Raw genomic sequence first — 20,199 nt, 5'->3', positions numbered from 1 at the left:
GGAGGTCGGTAGTCGGTAGCTGACCGGCCCGGCCGTTGGACGCTCCCCCGCGTCCGGCGGCCGGGCCTCGCCGTCCCCCGAGAGGAGAGATGTCCATGCGCAAAGCGTTCTTCGACGGCGCCCACCGCACCCGCCATCCTGGCGAGACGTGGGCCGCGCTCCGGCCGCTGCTCGCGGTCTACGGCATCACCCGCGTTGCCGACGTGACCGGGCTCGACGACCTCGGAATCCCCGTCACGATGGCCGTGCGGCCCTTGGCCCGCACGCTGAGCGTCGCGCAGGGCAAGGGGGCGACGCTGGACGCCGCCCGCGTGTCCGGCGCGCTGGAGGCCATCGAGGCGTGGCACGGCGAGCGCGCCGTGCCCGCGGCCATCGAGCGGGCACCGGCCGAGGCCCTGCGCCTGCCCTATCCAGTGACGGCACTTGAGGCGCACCCCGGTTCGTTGCTGACCCCTCGTACGGTGCTGGACTGGATCACCGCCTACTCGGCGGTCGACGGCACCCCTGTGCCGGTGCCGACCGCGTGCGTGCAGCTCGGCCGGGAGACTCACGACCGGTGGCGGCTGCACCTGCCGAGCGCGTCGACCAACGGCCTTGCCTCCGGCAACACCAGGGCGGAGGCGGTCGCGCACGGGTTGTACGAGGTGATCGAGCGGGACGCCGTCAGCAACCTGACCAGCCCCGCCCCCGAGGGCCTCCCACAGCGCATCGACCCGGGCAGCGTGAGTGATCCGCACTGCGCGAGCCTGATCGAGCGCGCCCACCAGGCGGGCGCGTGGCTGGAGTTGTGGCACCTCCCGACCCGGTTCGGCGTGCCGGTGATGGCGGCCTATCTGTGGCGCGAGGACCAGGCCGCGCTCCTGGTCTCCGGGTCCGGGGCCCACCTCGACCCGCACATCGCCCTGTCCCGGGCCATCACCGAGGCCGCACAGTCCCGGCTGACCGCGATCACCGGGAGCCGCGAGGACGTCCCCCCAGCCGCCTACCGGGAGGACGGACACCAGGGCCCCGGCGCCGCGGCCGAACCGGGCGCCGACTGGGGGCCGATCGTTTCCCGGTACGCCGCCGGGTTCGACACCCACGAACGCGAGGCCGGGCACCTGGCCGCCCGCGTCGCGAGCGTGACCGGCTCCGCCCCGCTGGTCGTCGACCTGACGCAGGGCCCGTACGAGAACGGCGGGGTGTTCTCGGTCGTCAAGGTAGTTGCGCCGCACCTGCGGTACGACTCCCGGCACGTCATCCCCCGCCCACGGCAGGAGCGCACCAGCGCCCGCCAGAGTCAGGAGTCCGCCGCGTGAGCACCGTGCATGTCTTCTCCGGCCCGACCCTCCCGGCCGCCCGCGTCGGCGAGCTGCTGCCTGGCGCGGTGTGTCATCCGCCGATCGGGCACGGTGACCTGTTGCGGCTCGATACCACTCCCGGCGACACGGTCGTGATCATTGACGGGGTGTGGCACCAGCGCGCTCCCGTACGGCACAAAGAGATCTTGTTGTTGCTGGCCGAGGGGGTTCGAGTCGTTGGCGCGGCGAGCATGGGCGCGCTGCGGGGGGCCGAGCTCGCGCCGTACGGCATGGCCAGCGTCGGGCGCGTCTTTGAGGACCTGACGGCCGGGGTGCTGGACGCCGACGACGAGGTTTCTGTTCTGCATACCCCCGAGGGACAGCCGGTGTCCGAGGCCCTGGTGAACATCCGGGCCGCGCTGGTCCGTTGCGCTGAGACCGGGCAGATCAGCGAGGCCGACGCCGACACACTCGAAGGGCTCGCCCGCGCGCTGCCCCACACCCGCCGTACGTGGTCCGCGCTCGCCCGGCAGGCCCGCGAGGAGGGGGCCGGGGCCGCGTTCGCCGCAGTCGACGGGTGGCGTCGCCGCAACCCGTATGACGTGAAGCGGGAGGACGCGGAGCGCGCCCTCGTCCTGGTGGCCGAGGGCGGGGTGCCGGCACCCGAGGCGGAGGCGCGGGGGTGGGAGGCGGAGCCGTGGCGGACGTCGTTCGTGCGGTACTGGACGGCGGCGCACCGCCCCGGCCGCGGCGGTGTGCCGTTCCTCGCGGTGCTCCAACACCAGCAGCTCTACGACGCCGGGTTCCCGGCCCGGTGGCGGGCCCGGGTTCTGTCGGCTGTCGCCGGAGGAGAGGTTGGTCCGGACGGCGCCGAGGCCGCTGCCCTGCGGACCGCCGCGGCCGAGGGGGTCGACGTGGCATCCATGTCCCGGCAGCAACTCGCGTTCTGGCTCGCTCCGGCCGAGCTGGGGGCGCTGCCCCCGGGTGAGGCGCTGCTCCGGATCATGGTTCGTTCGGCTCGGTTGGATGGCGCGTGGTCGGTGTGGCCGTCCGCCCGGGACGAGGCCGGGGAGCTGGTCGACGACTCGTTACCGACGGCCGAGGACGTCGCCGCGGCGTACGCCGCGAATGCGGCCGTCGAGGCGGCCGATCCCCGGCACACCATCGCGCGGTTGTCCGCCGACCGCATCGGCCGGCACCTCGTCGCGCGGTGGGGACTCCCAGCCTGCGCGGGGCGGCCCGTGCTGGATGCGGCGGCACGCGACCGGGGGTTCCGCGATTTCGGCGGGGCGGTCGAGGTGGCCAGGGCGTTCTACCTCGGCGCTCGCGCGGACACTGCGGCCGTGCCCGCGAGGACCGACTCGTGTGCGGGCTGCCCAGCCACGGCCAGGGCTCGAACCTGACGGATCAGCAGCGGAACCACCGCGGCAAGGACGATCACCAGGGCGCCGCCCGCGAGGGTGGCGCGGATCCCCACAGCGCGGGAGATCGGGCCCGCGAGGAGGTAGCCGAAGGGCACGGGAACGAGCTGCCCGAGTGTCGAGTATGAGAGTGCTCGGCTCAGCCGGTCGGCCGGGATGCGTTCCTGTACCAGGCCGGACCATACGGTCATGCTGACCGCGAGGCCCGTCCCGGCCGCCGCCGTCGCGGCGACGAGCACCGGCACCGGGGCGGTGGCGGCCATCGCCGCGAGCGGCAGCGCGAGTGACCCGGTACCCGCACACACCACCCGGCCGACCAGCCGGGGCCGCCACATCAGCGCCACGGCGGCCCCGGCCACCAGTCCGCCCGTGAACCCGGAGACGACCAGGCCCCACAGCCCCGCCCCGCCGAGGAACCGCGCGCCGTACACCGGGCCGAGGAGCTGGTACCCGACCAGCCACACCGGCACGACGAGCGCACCTTGCACGACCATCACCCACAGCCAGCGGCGGGAGCGGAAGTCGGTCCAGCCGTCGCGCAGATCGGCCAGGAACCCAGTCTTCACCTTCACCGGCCCCGACCTAAGGCCGATCCGGGCGAACAGGAGGGCGGATGCGGCGAACGTGGCCGCGTCCCATCCGATGGCCCAGGCGGAGCCGGACGCAGCGACGAGGACACCGCCGATGGCCGGGCCTCCGACCTTGACGAGGTTCTGAGCGATTTTCAGGAGGGCATTCGCCGCGTGCCTCGCCTCCGGCGGCACCACTTCCTTCACGATGCCGCCGGCGGCCGGGGTGAAGAACGCCGATGCAGCGCCGCAAATCCCGGACATGAGTACCAGGTGCCACACCCGGGCCGTGCCAGACCACAGCAGCAGGGCGGCGAGGCCCTCGGCGAGCGCGCACACCACGTTGGACCACACCATGACCCGGGCGCGCGGGAGCCGGTCGGCGACGACTCCGCCCACCAGGAGTAGAAGGATCTGCGGGGCGACGCTAACCGCGAGGACCAGGCCCAGCGCGCCCGCTCCCCCACCAATGTGCAGCACAGCGAAGGCAAGAGCGATTGGCGAGACCGCCGACCCGGTCCACGACAGCACGCGTGCGGTGAAGTGCAGCCGGTACGGGCGGACCGCGAGAGGCGCCCCCGCTTCCCGGACGCGCGCCGCCCAACCAATCCGGGGGCCGGGCCCCGCCGTCCGGTTCAGCAGCCGCGCTTTCCGCAAGATCCAACTCCGCCCAGGAACAACGAAATCCCGGCGGCGAGACGCCACCGGGAAGGCTGCCCCGACTCTAAGGCACAAGAAAGATCGTCTGTCGCAGACGCAACAGCCCGCCCGCGAAGAACTCCAGTCCAGTCGAATCCCGTCCTCGACGTGCAGCGCCACCGGTCACAGACGACCGATGAGAGAGCCGGAGGAGACAGCTCGGAGCGTGGGCAGACGGTTGACCACCCCTTAGACGTCGTTTCCTTTGGTGAGATCGTTCGTTGATCCGTGCATGACGGATCTGGTTGAGCGGTTGGTGCCGGATGATTTGTGGATGCTGTTCCGGCGGGTTGTGCTGCCGGTTGAGGTGAAGCGTCCGCAGGGCGGTGGCCGGCGGCGGGCCCGGTGACCGGGAGACGCCCGCCGCGATCATCTTCGTGGCCACCTCGGGTTGCACCTGGCGGCAGCTGCCGCCTGTCTTTGGGCTGGCCTGGCCGACGGTCTACCGGCGCTTCGCCCAGTGGAGCCGGGACCGGGTCTGGGCCAGGCTGCACCGCGTCGTCCTGGACGAACTCGGCAGCCGGGGTGAGCTGGACTGGTCACGGTGCGCGATCGATTCTGTCAGTGTCCGGGCCTCAAAAGGGGGCCACTGACCGGACCGAATCCGACCGACCGCGGCAAGTCGGGGTCGAAGATCCACCTCATCACGGACCGGAATGGACTGCCGCTGTCTCTGGGTATCTCCGGCGCCAATATGCACGACAGCCTTGGTCTGAAGCCGCTCGTACGTGGGATCCCGCCGATCAGCTCCCGTCGCGGTCCCCGCCGACGTCGGCCTGCCAAGCTGCACGCCGACAAAGGCTACGACTACGACCACCTGCGGAAATGGCTTCGGGAACGAGGTATCCGCCACCGCATTGCGCGCAAGGGCATCGAGCCTTCCACTCGGCTCGGCCGACACCGCTGGGTGGTCGAGCGAACCGTGTCCTGGCTGGCAGGATGCCGACGTCTGCACCGCCGCTACGAACGGAAGCCGGAACACTTTCTAGCATTCGTCGGCCTGGCGGCGCTTCTGATCGGATACCGCCGTCTGACCAAGAGGGTCAGGGCCTGAGCCGATTCTGCTGAGGATCGAAGCACACCAGCCCCATTGACTCCGCGAGGGCCGCTGCCCAGGCAGAGACTTCCTCAGCCCTGCTCCAGCTCATCGCAAAGTAGACGAGCGGGCCACCGGCCCCGCCGATCAACGGCCCAGCCGCCCACGGCGAAGCATCCTCCACGTCCTCAGCCACGTCACCCCACCGCTCCACAAGCGCGGCAACGTAAGCCGTGATGCGCTCGGTCGGGGGATCGCACACCTCTGTCTCCATGTAGCGGTCGAAGAGGTCCGTGAAGACTCGACCGGCGGTCCTGTCATTGGCTGGCCGCTCTCCGTCCCACACGGCCAAGTCGTAACTCATGCCCGGACACTCTCACACCGCAACACAGCACTGACGGCCGCCAGGCACCAAAGGAAACGACGTCTAAGCTCAATACCGGGACTCTGCTGGTGATGTTGTCGGGGTCATGCGGCGGCTGCGCATAGCGCGTGAAAGTGTGTGGTGCGGCGTCGGGTTCTGGTGGTGCTGGATATCCAGTCGGAGACCCGGGTGACGTTGCAGGCCATGGCGGTGAGGACGTGCTGGACGTGGGTCTTCGCCAGGCCCCGGTAGCGGGAACGGCGCAGGCCGTGGGCTCGGACGTTCTGCGAGAGAGTGGCCTCGATGCCGGCGCGGATCGCGTAGCGGCGCTGCCATTGCTCGGTGCGCTGGTCGAGCCGGTTGCTCATCTGGATCTCGTGCAACGGCCGGGGGAGCACGGCGATGGAGCGGGGCCCGGTGGCTGAAGAGGTGCAGTGCGCGCGGTCTGGGCAGGTCCGGCAGTCCGCCTCGGCGAACCGGGCCTGCAGATAGGTGTGGTCCTTGATGTTCAGCTTGGTCCAGGACACGCTCGTGGCCCCGCGCGGGCAGATCGCCTGCTCATTGTCCCAGTCGATGGTGAAGGCCGCCTTGGCGAAGCCCGAACCGGCCTTGGCCTGGGCACTGTGGTCGGCGACAACCGGGCCCAGCAGAGTGATGCCGTGCACCCGCTGGGCCCGCTCGATACGTGCCGGAGAGATGTAGCCGGCATCGACCACATGCTCCGCGGGCAGCAACTGCCGCCCGGCGAGCTCGTCGTGGATGGTGTCGGTCAGCTCGATGTCCTGGACGGTGGAGATGGTGGTGGCGACATGGACCACCAGCCCGGGGCGTTCTTCGTCGCAGGTTTCCGTGAAATGCGTCCGGTATCCGCTCCAGGCGGTGTCCCGTTTGACGCAGTAGTGCGCATCGGTGTCATACGGGGAGTCGAACCGCAGCGAGGCGGGCGGCAGAGCATGGCCGTCCCGCCAGCGCAACAATCCCTCCACGTCCCAGAAGTAGTGGTGGACCCAGACCTGGCGCAGGATCTCCACCTGAGGAAGAAGCCGCAGGCCGGGTGGGGCGCAGGCGGCCCAGGCGGCGGTCAGGATCTTCTGTCCGTCCCGGCCGAACTCCTCGGCCCGGGCGGTCACGGCCGCCTTCCCGCCCGGCAGTTTGCCGATCTCCACCCGGCGTCCGTACCGCTTGGCCCACTCCGGCTCGATCAGCGGCGCCAGCCAGGCGGGGGCGGCCTCGGCCAGCTCCTCCAGGGCTGCTCGCAGCGTCTCCGCGACCAGCTCCAGGCGGCTGAGCGTCCGCACCGCCGCCAGCACATGGGTGGCATCGGTACGCTGCCGGCCCCCGGCCTTGAGCAGGCCGGCCTCCACCAGGCGATCCAGCATCAGCTCCAGTAACTGGTCGGCGGCGCCGTCCTGTTCGGCCAGCCGGGCCCTGAACTCGCACAGGACCGAGTGGTCGAATCCAGGATCCTCTAGCTCAAGGCCGATCGCGTATTTCCAGTCGATCCTGGTGCGGACCGCGTCCGCCGCCGCCCGGTCCGACAGGTTCTCCGCGAACTGCAGCACCGACACCAGCGCCAGCTGCCCCGGCGACAGTCCCGGCCTGCCGTCGTCGGGGTACAGGTCGGCGAACTCCTCATCCTCGAACAGGACATCCAACCGGTCCCGGATGAGCATGGCCGGGGTGCCCTTCGGACACGCCGCCCGCGCCGTTCGCACCGTCCGTACTGGGATTCGCTGGTGATCCTCCGGCCGCAGCGACACCGCGACCACCTCCACCGACGACACCACCCCGCACGCTCCCAGCCAAGCACCGCACACAGCCAGCCGTCAGCGACTTACCAACATCACCAGCAGAGTCATACCGGTAACTTAGGGCTTTGGTGTCCGCTTGACCCGTTTGGGTTTGGTGGCGCCAACGATGGTGACGGCCGGAACACGTGGGCGGTCTGCGACTCGGTGGGCAACGCGTTTGAGCGGCCAGCTGGCGACTTTGCGTTTGATGACGCGGGGGTTGGCCCGGCGGCGGCGCCGTGGCAGGAGGCGTTCGAGGAGTTCAGCGTGGGTGGCCTTGATGGCGCGGGCGAGCCGGCCGGGGGGAAAAGGCCGCCTGGTCGGTGACCTGGCGGCGCACGACGCGCAGTGAGCGGGTGAAGGAGATCCGGTCGGGGTCCTGGTCGACTTGTCGTGCAGCCTGGTGCATCAGGTGCCGGATGGCGTGGTGGACAAGCAGGAAGCCGTAAAGTTCCTGCTCAGCTCCGTCAGGATGCTGCGAACGCAGTACCAGGTGCGACCCGCCGAGGTGGGTCTTGATCTCGTCGAGGGTGGACTCGAACTCCCATCGCTGGGCGTAGAGGGCGGCCAGTTCGGCGGCCGGGGCCTTGTCCGGGTCGAGGATCGTGGTGATGAGCCGGTAGACGCCCTCATGTCCGGCAATGGTGTATTCCACCGCGCGTACCGGCACCCCGCGACGGGTGTGGTGGATGTCGCTGCGGTCGAAGATCTCGGTGAGATACGAGCCGTCCGGCAACTGCTCGACCACCGGCAGCACGAGGTCTTTGCGTACCCGCCACAGCAGGTCCGCCCCGGTCGCCGCTGCCTCGCGCCACAGGTCCACGCCGTAAAAGCCGCGGTCGGCCAGCAGCAGCATGCCCTGCCGCAGGGATCTCAGGACCGTCCGGGCCAGGGTCTGCTCTCCGGTGCGAAGAGCTGCGAGCGCGACGTCGAAGACGGCGTGGGTGCCGCACTCCACCAGGCCGACCATGCGCAACTGCGGGTAGCCGACGTCCTGTTCACCGCGCCCGGAGCGGGGCGGACGGCCGAACGCCTCCACGTTCGCCTTCGTGTCGGGCAGGTCAAATGTGGTGCCGTCGATCGCGGTCAGCCGCCAGTCGCGGTAGAAGGCGCCCTGAGTGCCCGGTGTCGCAACCGGACGGCACACCCGCGCGAACAACTGCCGCATCGGCGCCACCCCCAGCCGGGACCTGGCTTTCCAGATCGCCGCCGTACTCGGCACCACCCACGATGCACGCCAACGCCGCGCACCCTGCAAACCCGTGGTCAGCAGCCGGGCGACCTCCTCATAGCTCTGCCCGGAGAACAGGCACATCGCCAGCACGAAGTAGACCACCAGCCGGGCTGGCAACAGCCGGTTCCGCCGCTGCACGCGGCCCGTCTCCGCCAGCACCTCATCCACCAGCGACTGAGGAAACGCCTGCGTCAGCACCCCGACCGCGACCCGATCCGACAACCGCTCACCAGATGACTTCAGTTGACCCGCTCTTGGCACACCACAACAACAACCAGATTGCCCCTAAGTTACCGGTATTGCGGCTAAGGCCAACAGCGCAGACCCGTGCACCCGTGCACGTCAGAGCAATGTTAAGAAACGCTTCCTCCCGGGCGTGAACGACTCCGTTGGGAAAGTCGTGATTCGGGCGGGGCCGTGTCGTTCGTCTTGTTGATGGCTATGGTCGTTGGCGGGATGGGGGCGGGATGTCGTTGGAGTCGCGGTCGGATGACGGGGTGCCTGAGCTGACGGCTCGGGTGGTGCGGGCCTCGTTCCCGAAGGGGACCTTGGCCATCCGGATTCGTGAGGCGCTCGGTGTGCTGTTCACGGATGAAGATTTCGCCGCCGCCTTCCCCGACCGAGGCCGGCCCGCGATCTCGCCGGGAGCTCTGGCTCTGGTGTCGGTGCTGCAGTATGCCGAGGGTCTGTCCGACCGGCAGGCCGCTGACCAGGTGCGGGCCAGAATGGACTGGAAGTTTTTGCTGGGGCTGGAGCTGGATGATCCGGGGTTCGACTTCACCGTCCTGGGGGATTTCCGCTCCCGTCTGATCATGCACGGGCTGGAAGAGCGGGTCCTGGAGGCGATGCTGGCCCGGCTCTCACAGGCCGCGCTGCTGAGGGCCGGCGGTCGGCAGCGGACCGACTCCACTCATGTGCTGGCCGCGGTGCGCACGCTGAACCGGATGGAGTTCGTCGGCGAGACGCTTCGGGCGGCGCTGGAGGCGCTGGCCGCGGCAGCCCCGGACTGGCTGGCGCCGTTGATCAGCTCCGCGTGGGTGGAGCGATATGGGAACAAGGTCGACAACTACCGTTTCCCGAAGGGGGAGAACGTCCGCCGGGAATGGGCCGAGCGGGTCGGCCGGGACGGGTTCGCTCTCCTGGACGCCATTGATGGGCCGACCGCTCTGGCCTGGCTGGGTGAGGTCCCCGCAGTCCGTGTCCTGCGCCGGGCCTGGGCAGAGCAGTATCACCGGGACGGGCAGGGGGTGCGCTGGCGGGAGGGCAAGGACCTCCCGCCGGCCAGAGACAGGCTGTCCTCGCCGTATGACACCGACGCCCACTACGGCATCAAGCGCGGGGCGGGCTGGTGCGGATACAAGGTCCACCTGAGCGAGACCTGCGAGCCAACCACACCGCACCTGATCACGAACGTGGAGACCACCAACGCCACCGTCAACGACACCGAGGTCACCACAACAATCCACCAGCGCCTGGCCGGACGCGGGCTTGGGCCGCGCGAGCATGTGGTGGACGCCGGATACGTCACCGCCGCCCACATCCTGGCCGCACGTGAGGACCACGGCATCGACCTGGTCGGACCCGTCGGCGCAGATACCCACCACAACGAACGTGACCCGCAGGCTCCACACCTGACCCAGGCCGCCTTCACCACGGACTGGGACGCTCGGAAGGTCACCTGCCCCCAGGGAGCCTCCAGCGTCAGCTGGTCCCAGCAGCGCAAGGCCAGCGGGACCCCGCTCGTCCGGGTGCACTTCGCGCTCGCCGACTGCGATCCTTGCCCGCTGAGACCGAGGTGCACCAAGGCAGCCAACGGCAAATGGGGCCGCAGCCTGACCCTGCTGCCCCGCGAGCAGCAGCAGATCCTCGAAGAACGACGCGCTGAGCAGCAGACCGAGGCATGGAAAGAACGCTACGACGTGCGAGCCGGGGTGGAGGGCACCATTTCCCAGGCCGTCCGCCGCACCCACCTGCGACGCACCCCCTACCGAGGCCAGAGCAAAACCCACCTCGCGAACATCCTCTCCGCCACCGCCCTCAACCTCACCCGCGTCGACGCCTGGCTGAACGACACCCCACTCGGCACCACCCGCGTCCCCCACCTCGCACGACTCACCCTCGCGGCATAACCGACCCCAGGAGCCCGCTTCGTCGATTTCCCAACGGAGTCGTGAACGCCCGGGGTTCCGCGCTAGATCATGCTGAACCGTCACCCGCCCCGTCAGCCGGGGGACGGGCCGGTGCGGGTGAAGGTGCCGAGTCCCTCGGCGTCCAGGTACTCCACGGTGAAGGACTTCCCGTCCGGGGTGAAGGTGACCCCGGTGAGACCGACGGCGTTCTCGCCGACCGTCCGGAAGCTGAACGTGTCACCGTCGTAGTGCGTGAGCCGGTACGACTGGGGTTCGGGCCCCAGACGGAGCGTCAGCGCGCCGTCCTCGCCGGATACGACCTCGGCCGGTCCGTAGTAGTCGTTCCCGAACCTCCCCGTGTAGGTGCCTGCGGCCTTTGCGGGCGCTGCGTCGGAGGGTGGGTCGGCGTAGTCGGTCTCCGACCGGCCCTCGTCCAACTGCTGCTTGTACACCTCGTCCAGGAGCGGGATCCAGTCGCGGCTGATCTTGCCGGTCTGCGCGATGTCGAAGAAGTCCAGTGCGACGGCGTCGGCGACCCCGACAGGTGCGGTGTTGGACAGGACGACGATCCCGAGCTGCTCGCCGGGCAGCATCGTGACGTTGGTGTGCGCGCCGAGTTCGAAGGCTCCGGTGTGCGAGAGCCGGAGGCGGCCCTCGTCGTCGTAACTCACGTTCCAGCCAAGGCCGTAGAAGACGGTGCGTCCTGCCGGTGCGTGCGGTGGGTTGGCGACGGACTGGGGCCAGTGGGTGCGCTCCAGGGACGCGGCGTCGATGATCTGCTCGCCGTCGAGCTTGCCGTTCGCGAGCTGGAGCCGCAGCCAGACGGCCATGTCTCGGGCGGTGGAGCTGACGCCGCCGGCGGGGGACTGCGCGTCCGGGTCCCGTACGAACTCCGCCTTCCAGTCGCCGCCTTCGCTGCGGACGTGGCCCCAGGCCCGGTTGGCGGCCTTCTCGTAGTCCTCGAAGCGTGAGCTGGTGGAGTCCATGCCGGCCGGCTTGTAGAGGGTGTCCTCGGTGAGCTTCTCCCAGGGCACGCCCTTCTCGTCGGCGACCGCCTGGGCCGCGGCCGTCAGACCGAAGTTGGTGTAGGCGTAGCTGGCGCGGAACGGTGCGAGGGGCTCGTATTGCAGGTGGGACAGGATGTACTCGCGGTCGTAGCCGAGGTCTTCGAGGAGGTCTCCGGCGTGATCGGGCAGGCCGCTGCGGTGCGCGAAGAGATCGGCGACCGTCACATGCTCGCTGACCCACGGGTCCTTGAGCCGGAAGTCCGGCACGTGCGGGGCGACCGGCTCGGCCCAGCCCTCGACGCCCACGGCCTCGGCGACAACGGTCGAGGCGATCGGCTTCGAGACGGACGCGAGTTGGAAGACGGTGTCGGCGTCCACGGCGCCCTTCTCGCCCGCCTTGCGGACGCCGTACCCCTCCAGGTGGACCACTTTGCCGTCGTGGACGACGGCCACGGCCACACCCGGAGTCCCGGTGCGTTTCATGGCATCGCGCACCACTCCGTCGAGGCGGCCGACGGCCCGCCGCACATCCGCGTCGTCGAGCTGGGGCGGCGGCTGGGGCGGGGGCGGGGAAGGTTCCGGTGTGGCGATGCCCAGCAGCGCCGTGAGACCGGCTGCGGCAATCCAAGCGAGTGCGCTCACCCCTCCATTGAAAGTCCCGCCACGAGGTCTGTCGCGCTCAGCCCGACAGGCCCCGGCCCTGCTCGCCTGCATCTGCCGACTGCGCGCTCTCCACGGCCCGGCCCAGAAGGGTGACCAGCTCGTCGACGACCGGCGGGCGGGATCCGGGGCGGCTGACGGCGAGGATCTCCCGGTGGAGCGGGGTGACGCCCGCGGGCAGGATCACCCGCTCCACTCCGGCGTCGTCTCCAGCGCCGAGGAGCGTGGCCGGGATCAGGCCCACCGCGAGTCCGGCCCGGACCATGGCGAGCATGCTGTGCAGGTCGTCGGTCTCCAGCGTCACCCGGGGCACGATCCCGAGCTCTCCGGCCCAGCGGTGCAGCAGCCGCCGGTCGGGGTTGCGCGCATGGCCCGAGACCCACTCCCGCTGCACACATTCGGCCAGTTCCACCGGGCGGTCACGCTCCGGCTCGGCGCCCGTCACCAGGACCAGCGGTTCCCGGCCCAGAAGGGTGATCGTCAGCCCTTCGGACGGGGCCGGGGGGTCCTCGGGCAGGTAACGGTAGGCGATCAGCAGGTCGATGTCCCCCGACCGCACCCTCGGCACGCCCTCGTCCGTCTCCACGACGACCAGCCGGATCCGGGGACCGGGGCGGCGGGCCCCGAGCGTGGCCAGGACCTGAGGGAGCAGGTAGGTCATGGCGCTGGGATAGGTCCCGACCCGCAGCTCGGCGATCTCACGGTTCGCGATGCCCTGGGCGACGTCCTGGAAGCGCGCGGTCGCGTCGAAGAGCGTCTCGGCCGCCCGGGCGAGCGCCCGGCCGCCTGCCGTGAGGATCAGCCGGCTGCCGGGGCGGCGGACGATCAGCTCGATGCCCAGGTCGCGCTCGAGCGCGGCGATGTGCTGGGACACGGCGGAGGGCACATAGCCGAGCTCCGCAGCCGCCTCGGCCATCGAGCCCTGCCGCACCACGGCCAGGAAGGTGGCCAGGAGCTTCAGATCAGGCTGAGACTTCATGATCCGTGAGACTTCATGGTTCGTGAACTTTCTCTTCGTGATCCATCGCTTTACGTGTCGCAGGGTCGACGCCAGAGTAGAGGGCACCGCGACGCCAGGCACCGCGCCGGCAGAAAGCAGGGACCATGGCCATCGACCTCACCGCTCTGCGGGCCCAGTTCCCCTCCCTCGCCACCGGGCTCGCCTTCTTCGACGGTCCGGGCGGCACGCAGACCCCCACTCCCGTCGCCGACGCCATCGCCGCGACACTGACCGGCCCCCTCTCCAACCGGGGCACCGTCAGCCCGTCGGAGCTCAACGCCGAGCGTGCCGTCGCCGGATTCCGCGCCGCCTACGCCGATCTGCTGAACGTGCCCGCGAACGGCGTCGTCCACGGCCGCAGCGCCACGCAACTGACGTACGACTTCTCCCGCCACCTGGCCAAGGACTGGCGCGCGGGCGACGAGATCGTCCTCAGCCGTCTCGACCACGACGCCAACGTCCGCCCCTGGATCCAGGCGGCCGAGCGCGCCGGGGTGAGTGTCCGCTGGATCGACATCGACCCGGAGACCACGGAACTCGACCTCGACTCCTACGAGCGGGTTCTGACGCCCCGGACCCGGCTGGTCGCGGTCACGGCGGCCTCCAATGTGCTGGGCACCAAGCCTCCCGTGCGCCGGATCGCCGACCGTGCGCACGAAGTCGGCGCGCTGGTGTACGTGGACGGCGTCCACTACGCCGCGCACCATCTCGTGGACGTGCCCGCACTCGGAGCGGACGTGTTCGTCTGCTCGCCGTACAAGTTCCTCGGACCGCACTGCGGGGTGCTCGCGGCGGCGCCCGAGTTCCTGGAGACCGTGCGCCCGGACAAGCTGCTGCCCTCTCCCGAAACCGTGCCGGAGCGGTTCGAGTTCGGCACACTGCCGTACGAGATCCTGGCGGGCGCCACCGCCGCCGTCGACTTCCTCGCCGAGCTGGACCCGGGCACCGGGACCACCCGCCGGGAGCGCCTGACCCACTCACTGGCCTCTTTGCACGAGCACGAACTGGCACTGCGAGCGCGGCTTCAGGAAGGGCTCCGGTCTTTGGGCGACGCGATCACCCTGCACTCGATGGCCCCCGACCGCACACCGACGCTGCTGATGACCCTCGAAGGCCGCGACGCCGGTGCGGCCCAGGCGCATCTGGCCGCGCGCGACGTGGTGGCACCGGCCGGGTCGTTCTACGCCTACGAGCCCTTCGCCGCGCTCAAGCTGGAGGCCCCCGCCCTCCGCGCGGGCCTGGCCCCCTACAACACGAGTGACGACGTGGATCGCTTCCTCGACGGGCTGGCCTCCTTCCTCTGACCCCGTAGACGTCTGGCCTCGTAGCCGTCGCGGGCGCCGGAGCTCGTTGGGGTGTATCCAGAACATATGGTTTCTGGTCGCCACAAAGGGCAGCATCCGGCACAGGAGCCACGCCACGCGCTGCTGGCGGTACCGGTCGCGCTGATCGTGATCGTCACGGTGATCGACATCTTGGCCCCGGCCAGCGTCCATCTCGGACCGTTCCTGGTCGCCGCACCGGCGGTCACCGCATCGTTCGCCGGGCCTCGCGCCACGGCCGGCATCGGCGCGCTCGCCGTCCTGGCCCAGTCCGTGGTGGCCGTGGCGCGCACCAGCCTCACCGATCTGAACCACACCTTCCAGCTGATCACCCTGATCCTGATGTCCGCGTTCGTGACCTCGTTCGCCGCCCGGCGCGAGCGCCACGAGAGGGAGCTGACCCAGCTGCGGTCCGTGGCGACGGCGGCTCAGGAGGTCGTGCTCAAGCCGCTCCCCCACCGGGTCGGTCCGTTGCGGATCGCCTCGCTCTACCTGGCCGCCGAATCCGAGGCCCAGATCGGCGGCGACCTGTACGCCGCGGCCCGCACGGAGCGGGGAACCCGGTTCGTCATCGGCGATGTGCGGGGCAAGGGTCTTGAGGCGGTCGGGGACGCCGCGCTCCTCCTCGGCGCGTTCCGGAGCGCGGCCCACCGGCGGGCCGGCCTGTCCGCGCTGGTCACCTTTCTGGAGGGCACCGTCTCCTCGGATCTGGACGACCCCGCGGCGCTCGAAGCCGCGGCCGAGGATCGTGGCGAAGCCTTCATCACCGCCGCCGTGCTGGACATCCCCGACGACGAGCCGGTCCTTCACCTGATCAGCTGCGGGCACCCGCCTCCCCTGTTACTGCGCCGCGGCCGGGTGAGCGCGCTCGAAACCCTACAGTCGGCACCGCCCCTGGGCCTCACCGAGTTCGCGGGGGCCGATCTGACCGCCGAGACGTTCGCCTTCGAGCCCGGCGACGTCGTCCTGCTCTACACCGACGGTGTCATCGAAGCCCGCGACCACGACGGCACGTTCTACCCGCTCGCGGAACGGGCGGCCGACTCGACCGGCAAGGGCCCCGATGCGCTCCTGGCACACCTGCGCACGGACCTGTTGGACCACGTCGGCGGCCATCTCGGGGATGACGCCGCCATGGTGGCGATCGAACGGAGCCCGCAGTAGCCGTTCGAGGCACCGGCTTGACCTTGACACAGTGACAAGCCCTTCACTGTGGCCGAGGAGGTGCTCCCAATGCCCACACAGAACTCCCTGCCCACACAGGACTCCCTGCCCACGCCGAACACGAACACCACGGCAGCGCTCCAGGGGCTGCGGCACAGCGACTCGTCCGTGCGACTCAAAGCCGCGCTGGCCATCGGCACAGCTCCGGACGCTGGCTACGTCGACGGGCTCATCGAGCAGTCCGCGGTGGAGCCCGAGTTCTTCGTGCGGGACATGCTCACCTGGGCGATCACCCGGCACCCCGCGCCGCTCACGGTTCCGAGACTCACCGACGAACTGCGCTCGGAGCGTGCGCAGGCACGCAGTCAGGCACTGCACACCTTGTCGAAGGTCGGCGACCGGCAGGCGTGGCCGGCGATCACCCGCGCGCATCTGACCGACGCCTGCGACGAGGTGGCCCAGAGCGCTTGGCGAGCCGCGGTCGTCCTGGTCCCCGAGGCCGAGAAGCCGGAGCTGGCCGAGGCGCTGGTGACCCAGCTGGGCCGGGGTGGACGGGACACCCGGCTGAGCCTCAGCCGGGCCCTGATCGCACTCGGCGAGGTGGCCGAGCCCGCCCTGCACACCGCTACGACGCATAGCCTCGTCCAGGTACGCCGGCACGCGCTGGCGACGCAGCGGCTGGCGCGCGACCCGGACGCCTCTTTCGAGTTCGCGCTGGAAGAGGCGAAGCGGATCGTGGCCCTGGGCCCCGGCAGGCAGGAGGAGTGAACAGCGGTGTTGATCGGCGACGTGGCACGACGGTCCGGGGTCAGCGCTCGCATGCTCCGGCACTACGAGTCGCTCGGCCTGGTGCGGCCGACGGGACGCACGGCGAGCGGCTACCGCGAGTACTCCGGTGCGGACATCCAGCGCATCTTCCACATCGAGAGCCTGCGGTCCCTGGGACTGTCGCTGCGTGACGTCGGACGCGCCCTGGACGATCCCGGCTTCCGCCCCTCGGAACTGGTCGCCGACCTGATCCGTCAGACGCAGGCACGCATCGCACGGGAGACGGAGTTGCTACGGCAGCTCAGCCGCGTCGACGCCGCGGAACCCGCCCGCTGGCAGGACGTACTCCACACCGTCTCCCTCCTCCAGGCCCTCGCGTCGCAGAGCGCGGGGAAACGTCAGCGCGCGGCCCTGTCCTCGGTCGAAGGGGTTCCGGTGCCGGTGGAGGCCCTGGTCGACGCCGCGTTGAACGAGGAGGATCCCATCGTCGCCGGAGCCCTCCAGTGGGCTCTGGTTCAGAGCGGCGACGCGGGACTGGCCCTGCTGGCGGAGGGCCTCGACTCGCCGGAGGCGGAGGTACGCAAGCGGGCCGTCCGAGCTGTCGCCGAGATTCCTGGCGCGGCAGCGACCGCGCTGCTCCAGGACGCCCTCATCAGCCCCGACCTGGTGGTCCGCAGGTGCGCGGCTGTGGTGCTGGGGGCGCGTGGTGTGGCCGAATCGGTCCCCACGCTCATCGACATGATCGTCGATGAGGTGAACGACGTTGACGCCGCTGATGCGTTGAGCACGCTGGCCGGCGATCCTTCGCTGGCGGAGACGATCGCTGCCGGACTCGTCGACCGTCTTGCCGGTGGCGCCACGGACGCCGTACGTCGCCGTCTCGCGCAGGCCCTCGCGGACATCCCCGGCGCCACGGCCTCACGCGCCCTCGCGGAACTCTCGGACGACGAGGACCGCGCGGTCGCGCTGACGGCGACGTACATTCTCACGCTGCGTGCGGCACGCTGAGGAGCGATCAAGTGAGGTCGCCCTCGCCCCTTCTTTCCTCACACCTGGTCGAGGTCGGATTGCAGCATGAGGTGGTCCGAGTACGGGGAGGCCAGTACGCGGTGTCTCAGCGGGGTGATGCCGCGCAGGAAGATGTAGTCGAACTTGCTCTGCCATTCCGTGGTCGGTTCGCAGGTACCGACGGGCGAGGGATGGCACTGCGGGTCGACATCCGTGGCGAGTTCCCACATCGGGGCGAGTTCGGGGGCGTCCGGTACGGCGTTGAAGTCACCGAGGACGATGGCACGGTCGTGCCGGGCCACGACCCCGGCGAGTACGCGCGCCTGCTCCACCCGGACCTGCTCCTGACGACGTTCGGCGAGGTGCGTGTTGAAGACGCGGACCAGCTTGCCGCCCACCCGGGTGGTGACGGCCATGTACCCGCGGTCCTCGGAACCGCCGTCGGGATACTCCACGTTGACGCGGTCCGTCATCGGTGCCGCTGACAGGATCGCCTGGCCGTAGGCTCCCGGACTCCACGGAGCTCCGCCGCAGCGGCCCCACTTGCGAAGTACGGTGCCGTACTCGACGTGGTAGACCAGCCCGTGCAGGTTCTCCAGATACTCCCGGATCCTCGCGACGTCCGGCTCGCACGCCTCCTGAAGGCCGATGACCTGAGGCGCGTACTTGGCGATCTCCGCCGCCCGGTCGACGTTGCTCTCCTCGCAGGGGTTGCAGAGATTCCACGTCATGACCCGGTTCGGCACGGTGTCCTTGACGGCGACGCCGGGCAGTGATCCGCCGAGGGCGCCGCCGGGTGCACTGGGGCCGACGAGCACCATGCAGACCACGATCATGGCCCCCGCGAGCAACCGCGCGCCCACTCCGAGCAACATCGCCTCCTGGCTGGGGATGCACCGGGCATCCGACGTCTCCAACCACAAGGTTATGGGACGAAGTTGTCAGAAACCTGTCGGGGACTTGCCCCAGCCCATTGCCGTACCAACTCCCGCCACGCCATCACATCGTAAGGATGGGCCTCATGACTCACCGTGCTCCCGTCCCTGCAGCGGATACCGCCGCCTTGCCCCGCCGGATAGCCGATTGCTACGTCGATGAGCTGATCGGTCTCGACCCGGTCACCGCCACACTGATGGGCGTCGAGGAGGGAGCCGAGGCGCTTCCCGACTTCTCCCCCGCCGGGCAGGCCGCCCGGGCCCGCCTGGCCCGTCGGACGCTGGAGCGGCTGGCCGATGCCGAGGCGCTGCCGGGGGCGGACAGCATGCGGGAGCGTCGTTGCGCGCGCCTGCTGCGGGAGCGGCTGACGGCCCTGCTGTCGATGTACGAGGCAGGCGAGGGAATGCGTGAGGTCAACACCATCGCCTCACCCGTGCAGCAAGTACGCACCGTCTTCACCCTCATGCCGACGGAGAGCGAGCGGGACTGGGAGCTGATCGGGCGGCGGATGCGGGCGGTACCCGCTGCGCTGGAAGGCTATCGGGCCGCGCTGGCGGAGGGATTGGAGCGTGGACTACGTGGGGGTCCGCGCCAAGTCGACGCAGTGGTAGCGCAGTTGACGCAATGGGTCGAGGGTGAGGACGGCGGCTGGTTCGTCGGATTCGCCTCCGGTGATCGTCCGGGGCAGGGTCCGGAACTGGCGGAGGCCGCGGCGTACGCCACCAGGGGCCTGGCCGGCCTGCGTGACTGGCTGTGCGGCGTGTACGCCCCGGCCGTGTCGGGCGCGCCGGAGGTGGTGGGGCGGGAACGGTACGCCCGTTTCTCCCGGCTGTGGACGGGCGCGGATCTGGACCTCGATGAGGCGTACACCTACGGCTGGTCGGAGTTCCACCGGCTGCTGGCCGAGATGCGCGCGGAGGCCGACCGCGTACTGCCCGGGGCCACCTCCCCGTGGGAGGCGCTGGCCTGGGCGGATGAGCACGGTGAGCGTGTCACGGGCGTGGCGGCGACCCACCAGTGGCTCCAGGAGCTGATGGACGAGGCCATCGAGGCGCTGGACGGCACGCACTTCGAACTGGCCGAGCGCATCAAGCGCGTGGAGTCGTGCATCGCCCCGGAGGGCAGTGCCGCGGCGCCGTACTACACCCAGCCCTCGGAGGACTTCTCCAGGCCGGGCCGCACCTGGCTGCCGACCCTGGGGCGCACCACGTTCGCCGCCCACCACCTGGTGTCGACCTGGTACCACGAAGGCGTGCCGGGCCATCACCTCCAGCGCGCGCAGTGGTTGCACGTCGCGGGGGAACTGTCCCGCTACCAGACAACGGTCGGGCGCATCAGCGCGAACTGCGAGGGCTGGGCCCTGTATGCCGAGCGGCTCATGGACGAGCTGGGCTTCCTGCGGACCGCGGAGCGCCGCCTCGGCTATCTGGACCAGCAGATGATGCGGGCCGTGCGGGTCGTCGTCGACATCGGTATGCACCTGGAGTTGGCGATCCCGGCCGATTCACCGTTCCGGCCGGGTGAACGCTGGTCGCCCGAGCTGGCGTTGGAGTTCTTCGGCCGCTACAGCAGCCGCCCCAAGGAGTACGTCGAGAGCGAGGTCACGCGGTATCTCGGCTGGCCTGCACAGGCCATCGGCTACAAACTCGGCGAACGCGCCTGGCTCCGGGGCCGGACAGCCGCCCAGCGGCGACACGGCACCCGGTTCGACGCCAAGGCATGGCACATGGCCGCGCTCTCGCTCGGCTCACTCGGCCTCGACGACCTCGTCACCGAACTGTCCACGCTGTAGCCGAGGCCGAGTAGACGCCC

General features: G+C 70.2%; 15 protein-coding genes and 1 pseudogene. 9 read left to right on the top strand and 7 right to left on the bottom strand.

The genetic code is table 11. The features are described 5' to 3' along the window. The first annotated feature begins 95 nt into the window (after positions 1 to 95). Both BN159_RS41585 and BN159_RS41580 read left to right on the top strand, forming a co-directional pair. On the top strand, positions 96 to 1,298 hold the full coding sequence (locus BN159_RS41585; RefSeq protein WP_015663091.1) for a YcaO-like family protein: 1,203 nt from the start codon (positions 96 to 98) through the stop codon (positions 1,296 to 1,298). Next, positions 1,295 to 2,683: a TfuA-like protein gene (locus BN159_RS41580; RefSeq protein ID WP_015663090.1), complete on the top strand. Its 1,389-nt coding sequence runs from the start codon at positions 1,295 to 1,297 to the stop codon at positions 2,681 to 2,683. The genes BN159_RS41585 and BN159_RS41580 overlap by 4 nt, the downstream gene beginning before the upstream one ends. On the opposite strand, the gene BN159_RS41575 is transcribed toward BN159_RS41580, so the two are convergent. After that, entirely contained in the window at positions 2,593 to 3,927 is a 1,335-nt protein-coding gene (locus tag BN159_RS41575) for an MFS transporter (protein WP_015663089.1), read from the bottom strand. The two genes, BN159_RS41580 and BN159_RS41575, sit on opposite strands and share 91 nt — an antisense overlap. Before the next feature lie 274 nt (positions 3,928 to 4,201). Here BN159_RS41575 and BN159_RS44990 point away from each other — a divergent pair. Next, positions 4,202 to 5,023 (top strand): annotated as a pseudogene (locus tag BN159_RS44990) (IS5 family transposase). Here BN159_RS44990 and BN159_RS41565 read toward each other — a convergent pair. From BN159_RS41565 to BN159_RS41555, 3 genes are all read right to left on the bottom strand, one after another. Further along, positions 5,013 to 5,369: a hypothetical protein gene (locus BN159_RS41565; RefSeq protein WP_015663086.1), complete on the bottom strand. Its 357-nt coding sequence runs from the start codon at positions 5,367 to 5,369 to the stop codon at positions 5,013 to 5,015. The pseudogene BN159_RS44990 and the gene BN159_RS41565 overlap by 11 nt on opposite strands. Before the next feature lie 104 nt (positions 5,370 to 5,473). Next, on the bottom strand, positions 5,474 to 7,129 hold the full coding sequence (locus BN159_RS41560) for an IS1182 family transposase (RefSeq protein ID WP_106435975.1): 1,656 nt from the start codon (positions 7,127 to 7,129) through the stop codon (positions 5,474 to 5,476). A gap of 292 nt (positions 7,130 to 7,421) precedes the next feature. Then, the gene (locus BN159_RS41555; protein WP_041818680.1) at positions 7,422 to 8,654 is read right to left on the bottom strand and encodes an IS4 family transposase; all 1,233 of its coding nucleotides are present in this window, start codon (positions 8,652 to 8,654) and stop codon (positions 7,422 to 7,424) included. A gap of 206 nt (positions 8,655 to 8,860) precedes the next feature. Here BN159_RS41555 and BN159_RS41550 point away from each other — a divergent pair, with 206 nt between their 5' ends. After that, positions 8,861 to 10,522, top strand: a complete 1,662-nt coding sequence (locus BN159_RS41550) for an IS1182 family transposase (protein WP_015655013.1) — start codon at positions 8,861 to 8,863, stop codon at positions 10,520 to 10,522. A gap of 92 nt (positions 10,523 to 10,614) precedes the next feature. Here the strand turns inward: BN159_RS41550 and BN159_RS41545 are convergent, their stop codons facing one another. After that, complete coding sequence (locus tag BN159_RS41545; RefSeq protein ID WP_015663085.1) at positions 10,615 to 12,171, bottom strand: serine hydrolase; 1,557 nt, start codon at positions 12,169 to 12,171, stop codon at positions 10,615 to 10,617. 37 nt (positions 12,172 to 12,208) lie between these two features. After that, positions 12,209 to 13,168, bottom strand: a complete 960-nt coding sequence (locus BN159_RS41540; RefSeq protein ID WP_015663084.1) for a LysR family transcriptional regulator — start codon at positions 13,166 to 13,168, stop codon at positions 12,209 to 12,211. Between the two features lie 125 nt (positions 13,169 to 13,293). On the opposite strand from BN159_RS41540, the gene BN159_RS41535 reads away from it, so the two are divergent. From BN159_RS41535 to BN159_RS41520, 4 genes are all read left to right on the top strand, one after another. Then, the gene (locus BN159_RS41535) at positions 13,294 to 14,493 is read left to right on the top strand and encodes a cysteine desulfurase-like protein (protein ID WP_015663083.1); all 1,200 of its coding nucleotides are present in this window, start codon (positions 13,294 to 13,296) and stop codon (positions 14,491 to 14,493) included. Positions 14,494 to 14,559: 66 nt separating this feature from the next. Beyond that, positions 14,560 to 15,675 carry a PP2C family protein-serine/threonine phosphatase gene (locus BN159_RS41530; protein ID WP_041820514.1) on the top strand — a complete coding sequence of 372 codons (1,116 nt, stop codon included), beginning with the start codon at positions 14,560 to 14,562 and terminating at the stop codon, positions 15,673 to 15,675. A gap of 69 nt (positions 15,676 to 15,744) precedes the next feature. Next, positions 15,745 to 16,443 (top strand): HEAT repeat domain-containing protein, encoded by a 699-nt coding sequence (locus BN159_RS41525; protein ID WP_015663081.1) that lies wholly within the window; start codon positions 15,745 to 15,747, stop codon positions 16,441 to 16,443. Between the two features lie 6 nt (positions 16,444 to 16,449). Continuing rightward, on the top strand, positions 16,450 to 17,451 hold the full coding sequence (locus tag BN159_RS41520; protein ID WP_015663080.1) for a HEAT repeat domain-containing protein: 1,002 nt from the start codon (positions 16,450 to 16,452) through the stop codon (positions 17,449 to 17,451). A 38-nt stretch (positions 17,452 to 17,489) separates the two neighbouring features. Here BN159_RS41520 and BN159_RS41515 read toward each other — a convergent pair whose 3' ends face one another. Next, complete coding sequence (locus BN159_RS41515; RefSeq protein ID WP_015663079.1) at positions 17,490 to 18,326, bottom strand: endonuclease/exonuclease/phosphatase family protein; 837 nt, start codon at positions 18,324 to 18,326, stop codon at positions 17,490 to 17,492. Positions 18,327 to 18,472: 146 nt separating this feature from the next. On the opposite strand from BN159_RS41515, the gene BN159_RS41510 reads away from it, so the two are divergent. Then, complete coding sequence (locus BN159_RS41510; protein ID WP_015663078.1) at positions 18,473 to 20,179, top strand: DUF885 domain-containing protein; 1,707 nt, start codon at positions 18,473 to 18,475, stop codon at positions 20,177 to 20,179. The last annotated feature ends 20 nt before the right edge of the window (positions 20,180 to 20,199 follow it).

Origin of the sequence: Streptomyces davaonensis JCM 4913 (assembly GCF_000349325.1) — a bacterium.
Classification (GTDB): Bacteria; Actinomycetota; Actinomycetes; order Streptomycetales; family Streptomycetaceae; genus Streptomyces; species Streptomyces davaonensis.
This window is presented reverse-complemented; position numbering and strand designations above follow the sequence as displayed.